9 protein-coding genes and 3 pseudogenes are annotated in these 10,604 nt (G+C 69.9%); 7 read left to right on the forward strand and 5 right to left on the reverse strand.

Annotation, left to right across the window (positions count from 1 at the left end):
- Nucleotides 1–6: 6 nt before the first annotated feature.
- A pseudogene (locus QF027_RS49490) lies at nt 7–249 on the forward strand (hypothetical protein); the annotation flags it as partial.
- Between the two features lie 157 nt (nt 250–406).
- On the forward strand, nt 407–679 hold the full coding sequence (locus tag QF027_RS01840) for a hypothetical protein (protein ID WP_306987060.1): 273 nt from the start codon (nt 407–409) through the stop codon (nt 677–679).
- Between the two features lie 192 nt (nt 680–871).
- Here QF027_RS01840 and QF027_RS01845 read toward each other — a convergent pair.
- Nucleotides 872–1,036 (reverse strand): annotated as a pseudogene (locus tag QF027_RS01845) (IS256 family transposase); the annotation flags it as partial.
- Between the two features lie 192 nt (nt 1,037–1,228).
- Between QF027_RS01845 and QF027_RS01850 the strand changes: the two are divergent.
- The 3 genes from QF027_RS01850 (at nt 1,229) to QF027_RS01860 (ending at nt 6,163) form a co-directional block, all read left to right on the forward strand.
- Nucleotides 1,229–1,966, forward strand: a complete 738-nt coding sequence (locus tag QF027_RS01850) for an SAM-dependent methyltransferase (RefSeq protein WP_307072213.1) — start codon at nt 1,229–1,231, stop codon at nt 1,964–1,966.
- A 408-nt stretch (nt 1,967–2,374) separates the two neighbouring features.
- Nucleotides 2,375–4,516: a hypothetical protein gene (locus QF027_RS01855; RefSeq protein WP_307072214.1), complete on the forward strand. Its 2,142-nt coding sequence runs from the start codon at nt 2,375–2,377 to the stop codon at nt 4,514–4,516.
- Between the two features lie 6 nt (nt 4,517–4,522).
- Nucleotides 4,523–6,163 carry an amino acid ABC transporter substrate-binding protein gene (locus QF027_RS01860; RefSeq protein ID WP_307072215.1) on the forward strand — a complete coding sequence of 547 codons (1,641 nt, stop codon included), beginning with the start codon at nt 4,523–4,525 and terminating at the stop codon, nt 6,161–6,163.
- Nucleotides 6,164–6,815: 652 nt separating this feature from the next.
- Here QF027_RS01860 and QF027_RS01865 read toward each other — a convergent pair.
- Nucleotides 6,816–7,727 carry an alpha/beta fold hydrolase gene (locus tag QF027_RS01865; protein WP_307072216.1) on the reverse strand — a complete coding sequence of 304 codons (912 nt, stop codon included), beginning with the start codon at nt 7,725–7,727 and terminating at the stop codon, nt 6,816–6,818.
- Between the two features lie 114 nt (nt 7,728–7,841).
- Between QF027_RS01865 and QF027_RS01870 the strand changes: the two genes are divergently transcribed.
- The gene (locus tag QF027_RS01870; RefSeq protein WP_306987065.1) at nt 7,842–8,456 is read left to right on the forward strand and encodes a TetR/AcrR family transcriptional regulator; all 615 of its coding nucleotides are present in this window, start codon (nt 7,842–7,844) and stop codon (nt 8,454–8,456) included.
- A 70-nt stretch (nt 8,457–8,526) separates the two neighbouring features.
- Nucleotides 8,527–8,637, forward strand: a pseudogene (locus QF027_RS49495) (hypothetical protein); the annotation flags it as partial.
- A gap of 120 nt (nt 8,638–8,757) precedes the next feature.
- Here the strand turns inward: QF027_RS49495 and QF027_RS01880 are convergent.
- From QF027_RS01880 to QF027_RS01890, 3 genes are all read right to left on the reverse strand, one after another.
- Nucleotides 8,758–8,931 (reverse strand): hypothetical protein, encoded by a 174-nt coding sequence (locus QF027_RS01880; RefSeq protein ID WP_306987066.1) that lies wholly within the window; start codon nt 8,929–8,931, stop codon nt 8,758–8,760.
- Between the two features lie 113 nt (nt 8,932–9,044).
- Complete coding sequence (locus tag QF027_RS01885; protein ID WP_307072217.1) at nt 9,045–9,716, reverse strand: hypothetical protein; 672 nt, start codon at nt 9,714–9,716, stop codon at nt 9,045–9,047.
- Nucleotides 9,713–10,336 (reverse strand): RNA polymerase sigma factor, encoded by a 624-nt coding sequence (locus QF027_RS01890; protein ID WP_306987068.1) that lies wholly within the window; start codon nt 10,334–10,336, stop codon nt 9,713–9,715. Before QF027_RS01890 ends, QF027_RS01885 begins: the two co-directional genes overlap by 4 nt.
- Between the last annotated feature and the right edge of the window lie 268 nt (nt 10,337–10,604).

The raw sequence follows: 10,604 nt of genomic DNA on the forward strand, positions 1-10,604 counted from the left end.
CCGTCCATGCCGCTCCCCTCCTGCACGGGCCGAGTTGACGCACCGTCACCTCCTCTCCGCAGGGTCGGCCCACGCTTGACGACGCACCCCAGGGGGCGGAGCCTGCCACCGCACCCGCCGGCCGTCGCCTACCTCGCCTGCGGCGGACCGGACGGTCACGTCGTGTGTGCCGGTGGGCAGTCGCCCGGCACGGGCGCCGTCGACGACGTGTACTCCCACGATCCGGCCGACGACACCTGGTCACCGCTCGCCTCCCTGCCCACCGGCGTGTGGGGCGCGGCGTACACCACCGCGAACGGCCGATCGGTGCTGACCGGCGCTGCGTCGCCACCCAGGCCACGGCGGACATCACCGCGGCCACCTGGGCGCCCACACCTGGCATCGGCTCCCCGACAACACCACTCCCATGTACCGCGGCGCGACGGCGGCCGGCCTGTACAAGATCGGCGGCAGTACCGGATGGGGCGACAGCGATGCCGTCACCACCACCGAACTCCTGCCCGGCTACGGTCAGACGGGCGCCGACGACACCGACTGGTTCCGCGAGGAGGCCACCACGCTCACCGTCCCTGCGCACTCCGTCGCCACCCCGCGACTCACGCTCGACGCGACACTTCCTGAGACACGGACCCCAGGCCGCTGCACGGCCGCACTCGGCCTCGTCCACGACACGCCGTAGACCGTTCCGCCGGTGCCGGTCTCGATGAAGGTCACCGCGATCCGACCGCACTCCTGACCGGGCGGAAGCCGGGCCGGCACACGACCTCCGTGCCGGCCCGGATCCTCGGCGAGCATCACTTCCAGAGCGTCCAGGCCCGGGAGCCGAACCTCTGCAGGACCCAAAGGGTGTTCCCACAGCGGGTGGTTGGGGTTACTGACGGGCTGCGGAGAGTCGGCCGTCGAAGGTGATGTCGAAGGCGTTCAGGGCGGTCTTGCAGCGCATGGTCCAGCGGGCCTGGCCCTTGCCGGTGGGGTCCAGACTCATGATGGCCATGCAGACGCACTTCAAGGTGGCGGTCTCGTTCGGGAAGTGCCCACATAGGACACCGTCTTACCCAGCTCCTCTTCCAGCACCGCGAACAGAGCATCGCCCAGCTTCGGCCGACACGCCGGCCCGTTCGAGCGCAGAGCCAAAGCCCCACCTGTGGATCGACGAGTGTCTGACAGGCGTCCAGTCCGCAGAGGAAATCGAGGTGCGTGCGACCTCCGGCGCTGTCAAGCTGCGCCGGTGAATCGTGAACAGATCTCCAGGCTCGCCCATGCCGACCACCCGATCAAGTCCCCGCTCGACGACGACTCGGTGCGACAGCTGCTGGAACGTGGCGTCCCACGTGGCGACGAGCGGGTACTCGACCTGGGTTGCGGCGGCGGGGAATGGCTTCTGCGCGCCCTGACTGCGCACCCGCACCTGCACGCCGACGGCGTCGACATCTCCGAGGACGCCCTTCAGCAGGCCCGCGAGGCCGCGAGCCGTCTGGGCCTCCAAACGCGCCTTGCACTGCATCACCAGGAGGCCGCGGACTTCCGTTCTCCGCACTCGTTCGACCTGGTACTCAGCGTCGGGGCCACGCATGCCTTCGGCGGCCTGTTGCCCACCCTCGCGGCGGCGCGTGAGCACCTGGCTCCGGGCGGACGCGTCCTGATCGGTGAGGGCTTCTGGGAACGTGAGCCGTCACAGGAGGCCGTCGAGATGCTCGGGGACTTCACCGACCTGGCGACCACCCTGGACCGCGTCGTCGCCGACGGGTGGACTCCCGTCCACGGGCATGTCAGCACGCGTCGTGAGCTGGACGACTACGAGTGGGCCTGCTGGGGGTCACTGGCCTCATGGGCCCTGGACCACCCCGCCGACCCGGACAGCTCGCAGGTGCTTGAGACAGCCACGACCCGCCGCACCGAATGGTTGCGCGTCTACCGGGACACGTGGGGCTTCGTCAGCCTGGTCCTGCGTCAGACATCCGACTGACCCTGGACAAGCCCCGGTCGCCCCGGTCCTCTCCGACAGATCGTGCAGGCGCTGCCGGGCCCGGGGCCCATCGGTCCTCAAGCCGCCACCGCCTCGGGGCGTTCGGCGAGGCACGCAGACGGCGCGATCTCGGGCAGGGGCGTTCCCAACGCTGGACGCGAAGGAAGCCGACCGCGGCGACACCGTCACGTACGGCGCAACTCCGCGCTGGACGGCCGTACTTGTACCCTCCGGCGCGCAGGCACCCCCACCGCACCATGAAACAACGACATACAGCACCCTGGAACCCCACCACCAACTTCCCTTCACATAACACCCGTTGTCCTGACTGACGGTCTCGTGTTCCACTGACCATTCGCCACATCGATCACCCGCTCCCGGGCGGGAGGGTATCCACGGGGGAGATGCGTGTATGAGGACTTGGGCTTCGAGAAACTCCTCGACGCGGACGGTTTCTTCGCACGCCTGTTAGGGCGGTCGCCGTCGGGTTCCGACCGCAAGTTGTTGTACGGCCCCGACCTGCCCGTGGTACTGCTCACCGGCGGCCCGGGGATGGGCAAGGGGCGGCTGCTGCGGGCGGTGCACGACCGTTTCGCCCGGCAGGTGCCGGTGATCCGTCTGAACTGCGCCAACCCGGTGTACGCGGACCAGGCCGGGCCCGAGCCCGGTGCCCGCTCAGCGGTGACCGAGGCCCTGGTCGAGGCCGCCCTGCTGCTGCACAGCTGGCGGGGAACGGGCGGCGCGTTCACCTTCCCGCGGTTCTTCGCGGGCATGGCGGTGATCGCGACCGGCGTTGCGGGCGGCACCCGTGTGGCGATAAGCACAGAGGTTGAGCGGTACGAGGAGCTGATCCAGCAGCCGCGCCTGCGCGGTCTGGGGACCGGCGACTTCTGGCGCGGCGCGCTCCTCGGAGCCGTACGGAACATGCTGGCCGTCCTGGCCGGACCGGTGCTCGGCCCGTACGGGGCCGCCGGGCTGACCGCGCTGATCGACGCCCTCTTCGAACGCCTGACGCCCCGGGGCGAGGCGGAACTGACCCGGATCTACGGCGAGTACCCCGGCGCGGTCGGCAACGTCAGGCACGGGCTGCGCACGCTCACCGCCGATTTCCGGGCCGGCGGCGAGCGGCGGGGGGACGCGGAGCGCTTCCTGTTCCGGGCGCTGCGCGAGGATCTGGAGGCGGCGTACGGCGGGCTGGGGGGCTGGCTGGGCCGGATCGGCCGCCCGGGACTGCTGCTGGACCACGCCGAAGAACCGCTCGGCGAGCGGCTGCTGCGCGCCGTGCTCGCCGACCGCCGGGACGGGCAGCGCGACCGCGTGGTGATCGTGGGCACGGCGCGCCGGGCGGACGGCGGCGCCTTCCTGCACGGGGGTCTGCCGCCGAGGGAGGTGGCGGCCTTCCGGCCCGCCGACGGGGTGCCGGCCACCTGGTCCCGCCGCAGGGACCCGGAGCAGGACCGGGGCCCGCTGTCCGCCGGGGTGCTCCTGCTGCGGATGCCTTTCCTCACCGGTGACCAGCTCCGCCGGGCGACCGAGCGAATACAGCTGGGCGCGGAGCGGGAGGGCGGTACGCATCGCCGCCGTATCACCGCTGCCGTCGCCCAGCTGAGCGGTGGACGGCCGCACACGGTGATCCGGCTGGCCACCGCTGCCGCCGACCACCGGATGGAGACGGACGCCAACGACCGGGCCATCCTGGACGCCACGCTGCACCAACTCGACGGCAGCCCCGAACGGCCGGTGACGGACGTACTGCTTCAGGAGCTGGTCCTCGACCAGCTGCCGGTGCGGCTGCCGGCCGAGCACCATGACCAGTGGCTCGATCTCCTCACCCACCTGTCGGTGGCGCACGATCTGGAGTGCGCGGACGTCCTGCTGCGCCATCACCAGGCAGGCCGTGTCCTGCGCCTGACGGCACATGAGGTCGCGCGGCTGCTCAACGACACCGGGTGGCCCAGCTGCAAGCGGCACTTCATCGGGGACTTCGGCCTGCGCCAACTGCTGGTGCACCGGCTGTACGGGCTGGAGCGCGACGGTGCCGCCTGGTACGCCGACCACCATCTGCTGCGCGACCACTACGCCGTGAGCGAGCCGAGCGGCGGTGCGTTCCATTCGGCGACGACCCACCGGATGAACCACCACCTCGTCTCCGGCGGCGTCGACGACGTGGTCCGCCACCTCGTCGCCACCCTCCCCGGCCGCCCCCGTCAGTGGTGCGAGGAACTGCTGGAGATCGCCCAGGCGCCGTATCCGGGCGGGGCGGACGAGCGCCGCAAGCGCGCCCAGGGTCTGGTACAGGTAGCCGGTCCCCCGCTGCGCCGCACCGTCGACCAACTGCTGCACGCCGTGTGGCTGTGCGAGGAGCGCACCAGGCCGACCGGGGGCGAAATGGCCCGCACGCTGGAGCAGTTGCTGAGGCAGCTGTCGACCATGGACTTCGACGGCGCCGGAGAACTCGGCCCTACAGCCACCGCGTGGAGCCAACTGGCCGCGAACGAGCAGCCGTTGCTCCGCTGCGACTGCACCGATCAGCTCGGCCGAAGGGAGTAGACGGGGATGCCCAGCTTGAAACCACCCGGGTGGAACAGACTGCCCAGGTGGGGAAAGATCCTCTACGCGCTGGCAGGCGTGGCGGTGCTCGTGGCCGTCGGCGTATACGGCGTTCCCGCCCTCCAGAAGCCGGACACCTGCCACGACGGCATCGAGAAGATCGGCGGCGAGTGCATCGGCGTCGACGGTGCGGGCTACGACTTCGGCACACCGGAGATCAGCGCCGTGGCCAGGGCCATCTCGGAGGAGAACAAGAGGATCGCGAACCAGCCCCACGTCACTGTGGCGATGATGATGCCCCTCCAGTCGGACACGGTGGGGCTGCGGCGGCAGATGCGCAGCGATCTCCAGGGCGCGTATCTGGGACAGCGGCAGGCCAACTCGGGCGAGGGCCAAGTGCCCAAGATCCGGCTGGTGCTGGCCAACTCCGGACTGAACTACGGCCATCAGGACAAGGTCGTGAGCACGCTGCTCGACATGGCCCGCTCCGACAAGGACAAGCTGCGGGCCGTCACGGGCTTCAACCTCACTCTCGACGCCACCGAGAAAGCCGTGGAACGTCTGACGGACAGCGGCGTCCCGGTGCTCGCCTCCCGGATCAGCGGAGACGGGATCGCGAACGTCGACGGGGAGAAGCAACGATTCCCCGGCCTGGCCCGGATCATCCCCACCAACGGCAGCGCGGCCGAGGCCCTGGCCAACTTCAACGGCGAGCGCGGCCGGGAGAACGCCAGGACGGTGCTGGTCTACGACACCCGCCCGGACGCCTACGACGATTCGCTGGCGCGCGCGTTCCGGGGGATCAAGGAGACGGGTCCGGCAGGTCCCGCCGATATGCCCTTCGAATCCCCGGGGATCGACGAGGCCGGCTCGACCGGCAGCCAGTTCGAGCAGATCGCCAACAACATCTGCGGTTCCGCGGCCGACACCGTCTACTTCGCTGGACGCACACTGCACCTGCGGATCTTCGCGCTCACCCTCGCCAAACAGACCTGTGCCGACCGGCACTTCACCCTGGTCAGCGGCTCCGACGCCGCCTCGCTGCGACAGGCCATGTCCGAGAAGGACTGGGCGCAGCTACGCGGCGACGCCGGCAGGGCGAAGGTGACGGTCCAGTACGCCGCCCCCGCGCACCCGACCGCCTGGGACACCGAACTGGCCGCCTGGACCAAGCGGTGGAAGGCGACCCACCACCGCGAGCCCACCGCGAACGAACTCCCCCAGTACCTCACGGAGCCCAAGGCCGCCCTGGACGCCCTCAACGACCTGATCCAGAGCACGAACAAGGCAAGCACAGACCTCGGCTCCACCCCGAACCTGGAGGACTCCCGCACCATGCTCGTCTACGACGGCCTCGTCACCATCGGCACGGCCCTGCACGAGGTACAGGGCAACGACGCCGAGCAGACGCCCAGCCTCGCGGACGTCCGCCAGGAGTGGTCGAAACTCCAGTCGGTGCACCGGGTGAGGGGCACGAGTGGCCTGATCTGCCTGACCAGCGGCGGGAATCCGTACGACAAGCCGGTTGCGGTAGTCGAACTGAACCCGGGCCAGGGCGCCAGCGGGACCCTGAAGTTCGTCGGCCTGGGCTGGCCCACCGGCAAGGTACAGCCGAAGAACTGCGTGATCCCGAGCGGCACTTCCTGAGACAGCCGGCCATCGCCGAACACGGCGGGCTCGCCCGCAAGCCGTGACGTCGCGCGGTAATGCCGTGATGTGAGGTGGCGCGGTCGCAGTGGAGGCCGAGGCGCCGAGAGGGCGGTACCTGACTGCTCAGGTGCGTGGTCGTCACCTGAACGTGTGGCAGGACGGTATCCCGCCCGACCGGCAGCCGGGGGCGTGCGGTGAGGATGAGCGGGAGTTGGAAAAGTGTCTGCAGGGCGTACAGTCCTTACGTCTGCCAGGCCGCCAACGAGGGTGCTCCGATCCGCCTGCCGGACCGGACGAGGACGAGCCACCTGCCTTGGTGGACAAGGACCTCTACCGCCTGGCGCGACCTACTCCCACCGCGCCGAAACCGCGGGCGGCTGGGTATCTGACGCCAATGTCGGCTGCGGGCCCGCGTGGCAGGGTGCTGGCGCTGCCGACACCTGCCCGGCCGCCCGCATCCGCCGCATAGACACCAAGTTGCCACCATCGATCATGAGCTGACGCAGCTTCAGGTTCAGGCTGCCAAGTGGGGGTCCTCAAGGGTCCCCACTCGCATGACAGAGGCCTCCCCTCAAGAAACGATCCTGCAGTCCGGGCGCTGCCGGTCCATCCCACCGCACCGTCCTGGCCCCGTCGCCGGGGGCGGCTGTCAGTCAACGGAGGCCATGAAGTTCAGCATTCTGCGGTTGATCTCCTCCGCGTGGTCAATCTGCGGCCCGTGGCCTGTGTCAGAGATGATCTCGGCTCGGGCGCCGGGGACCAGGCGCGGCACACGCTCCGCCTGCCGCTGCGGGTGCACGAGGAGGCTTCGCTTGCCGAGCACGAGATAGAGCGGAGTCCGGATGGTGGACAGCTCCTCCTCGGACAGGGGAAGTGGAGCCGGGCGGCGTATGCGGTAGGCGCGGCCGGCCGTTCTGATCATCGTGAGCAGTTCCGGCATGACGAGGACCGGCTGTTCGAGCCAGGCAGCCAACCGCGGGCGCAGCGCCTTGGGCGCCAAGGTCGCGAAGAGGCTGGCGAAGATCCAGACGAAGAAGCGCAGCCCCACTTTCTCCAGGCCGCCGGGGTCGAGCAGCGTGACCGAGGCGAGACGACCGGGCTTGCGGTGCGCTTGGTTCAGGGTGAGCCATCCGCCGTAGGAGGTGCCCACGAGATGCACGCGGTCGAGGCCGAGTCCGGTGAGGGTCTCGTCCAGCCACTGTGCGGCGCGCTCGGGTTGGTGGATCGATTCGCGCTGCACGCTGCGGCCGGGGTCACCCGGGGTGTCGATCGCGTAGACCGGGCGGTCGGCGCTGAGGGCGCGAGTGTTCGGGTACCACATGGCGGAGCACGAGCCCGCCCCGTGCACCAGGACGACGGGGGTGCGGGATCGAGCGGCCTCGTCCTCCGGGCCGTAGCGATAGACATGCGTGGTGCCGAAGGACGTCTCCACGTCCTGTTCCGCGAGCGCGGGTGCGCCCAGTGCGTAGACCGCGTCGCAGGCCGCGAAGTAGCGGTCGCGCCAGGCATCGCTCACGTAGCGGCCTATGTCGGCTCGGGCACGGACAGCAGTCTCGGACACGGGCACCTCCGGATCTCATTTTCGTGATACGAACGTACCACAGCGTTGGTACGGCTGTATCATCAAGGTCCCCTTGGGACCTCAACAGTGGAACGACGAGCGGAGAAACGGCCGATGCCCAAGCGCGTGGACCACGCAGAACGGCGCACCGAGATCGCCGAGGCACTGGTCCGGGTCGCCGGGCGACGCGGACTGCATGCCGTGGGCATGCGCGATGTGGCAGCAGAGGCGGGCGTGTCGCTGCGGCTGGTGCAGTACTACTTCGAGACCAAGGAGAAGCTGCTGCTCTTCGGACTGCAGCACCTGACGGAGCGGTTCGGGGAACGGGCCTCCGCCCGTGTGCAAGCCGCCGGGGACAGTCCCGGTCCGCGGGAAAAGATCGAGGCGCTGCTGATGACCGCGCTGCCGACCGACGAGGACAGCCGCACCTTCCACTTCGTCTACACCTCGTACGCCGTTCTGGCCGTGACCGACCCGGCACTCGCCGCCCAACCCTTCATCAAGGACCCGGACGCCGCAGAAGACGCGGTGACCCAGCTCCTCCGGCAGGCGCAGGAGGCAGCCCTGCTCAAACCCGGTGTGGACGCACAGTTGGAGGCAGCCGGCCTGCTTGCCATGTCTGCCGGACTCGGAACCAGCATCCTCGTCGGCCAGCGCAGCCCGGACTCCGCCATCGCCGTCCTGGACCACCACCTGAACCGGATCTTCCGCACCGGTGCCCCTAGTTGACGGGCGGACGCCCCACCCGGACGGGTGTCGGCGTCGATGACGACCTGGTGGGCTGGAGTAACGATCGTTCATGGGCTGCTCGGTGATCGTGCACGCCGCACGCGGCGTACCCGGCGCCCGACGAATCGCCCACGGCGTGCGAGCGATCGAGGACCCGGCTCTTCGTGCCCGCCTGGCTGCGGAAGGCATGGTCCTCGACGTCTGCCCCACGTCCAACGTCGCCCTCGGCGTCGTCGGCAACCCTCTCTGTGCACTCCCTGCCGCACAGGACCAGCCCGCCCGGTGGGCTGGTCCGCACCGCTCAGAGTTGGCGTTCCATCCACATGAAGATCAGGCCGACCGCTCCCGTCCCGGCGCCGTAACAGGCGCCGCGGAGCAGATGTGCGAGAGCGGTGCGCCGCCGTCGCGCGATCCACTTCCCGGCGGCGATCAGCCGTTCCCGGCCCGTGCGGGGCTTGCGGGGGCTGGGGTTCATGGCAGACGTCCTTTCTGGATGGCGTCCTGACGGGGAGTCCGTCCGGCCGGTGGCCTCGGAACCGGTGGCCGGTCAAGGACTCCCCTTCGCTGTGTCGTCCCTGGACCCGCGGATCAGCGGCCTTCGGTGAACTCCTGGAGGCGGGCCACGAGTTGGCGGTCGGGCCGGGCGACGATCACGGAGGAGTGCGGGGTGCGGGCGGCGAGCCGGTCGACCTCGCTCTCCAGGCGGCCAGTGGGCCCGTGTGCGCCGGATCCGTTGGCGCGCACGTAGCGGGCGAAGATCTCCAGGCCGTCGAGGAAGGCGGCGTCCGGCGGGGCGGTGTCGGCCATGGAGTGGGTGAGCTGGTGGAACCAGTGCCGTGCCCGGCGGGATTCGCCCAGGCACAGGTGGTGCAGGTGCAGGCAGTATGCGGCGGCGCGGCTGCCGGCGCCGGCGGCGAGCTGCCACCAGAACTGGGCGGACTCAGGGTGCCTGGTCAGGGACAGCAGGCAGGCATAGACGAGGGCGCCGTCGACATCGAGTTCGTCCTCGGTCAACGGGCCGCGGTCCGGGCCTTCGGCGATCTTCGCGACGTGGGCGGCGGCGTCGGGTTCGTTGAGGACCCACCGGCACACCACCGCGAGGCGCTGTCCGGCCTGGGCGGCGCGGGTGACCTCGGTGGTGGGGGTCCGGCGGGAGGCGTCGGCGGCCAGCCGGCGCAGCCCCGCGGCGACGTCGGCGCCGCTGCGCGGGGCGACCGGAAGCCGGGCGCCTTCCAGGAGGTCGTTGATGGTGGTGCTCACGCTCCCACTCCCTTGTGCTTGGACTTCTTGGGGGTCTCGGGCAGACCGAGCTTGAGGCGCAGGCGTTCCTTGGCGCGGCGCAGGTGGTGGCCGACGGTGCGGTCGTCGATGCCGATGTACCAGGCGACCTTGGCGGTCGGGTAGCCAAGCACGTAGCGCAGCACGATCACCTCGAACTGGCGGTCCGGGAGTTCGGCGATCGCCTCGTACAGTCCGCTGGTGGACTCCATCTTCTGGAGCTTGTCGCGGGCCGTGACCAGCGCCGTGTCGAGGGCCTGGGCGATGGGGCCGTTGATGACGAACGCCGGCCCCCGCCCCTCCGCATCGAGGCGGTTGTGGACGATCCGTCGCACGATCGCCCACGCGCCCTGTTCGAGGTTGCCCGCGCTCAGCAGCTGCGACCAGCCTGCGTGGATCTCCAGGAAGACCTCGTGGATGACCTCTTCCGCGGTCTCCCGGTTACCGAAGTGGACTTCCGCGTACGCATGGAAGACCTCGTGGTGACCGAGGTAGAAGGCCTCGAAGTCCACTTCCAGGTCCAGGGGGACGAACATGGACTGCGAGAGCCCGGCGCCGGGCTCCGTCGGCGAGGCGCCCTCCGGGGCGTCGTCGTACCTCACGACCGGCTCCTGTCGGCAGGGGACATGAGCAAAGATCCTCTCCATCGAGGCAATCAGGGACCCGGCGCCAACTCGTCAGCGCCGAAAGGCCGTTGGGCCTGTGTCCTAGCTAAGTGATTTGCCCGGCGGAACACTCACGCCCGTTCGAAAAAGACACCCAGCGTGCCCGCGCACAGGCACTGTGCAACCTTCAACAAGCGCCGCTAGTCACCCTCCGTGGCGCTCTGACCAGGCGTAATCCCCCCGAAGTACGTACCGAACACGCTTG

The organism is Streptomyces canus (assembly GCF_030816965.1).
GTDB lineage: Bacteria > Actinomycetota > Actinomycetes > Streptomycetales > Streptomycetaceae > Streptomyces > Streptomyces canus_E.

Bases quoted from the DNA above. Each gene is read 5' to 3' on its own strand.
- QF027_RS01840 (WP_306987060.1), top strand. From the start codon at position 407: ATGTACCGCGGCGCGACGGCGGCCGGCCTGTACAAGATCGGCGGCAGT.
- QF027_RS01860 (WP_307072215.1), top strand. From the start codon at position 4,523: ATGCCCAGCTTGAAACCACCCGGGTGGAACAGACTGCCCAGGTGGGGA.
- QF027_RS01870 (WP_306987065.1), top strand. From the start codon at position 7,842: ATGCCCAAGCGCGTGGACCACGCAGAACGGCGCACCGAGATCGCCGAG.
- QF027_RS01880 (WP_306987066.1), bottom strand. From the start codon at position 8,931: ATGAACCCCAGCCCCCGCAAGCCCCGCACGGGCCGGGAACGGCTGATC.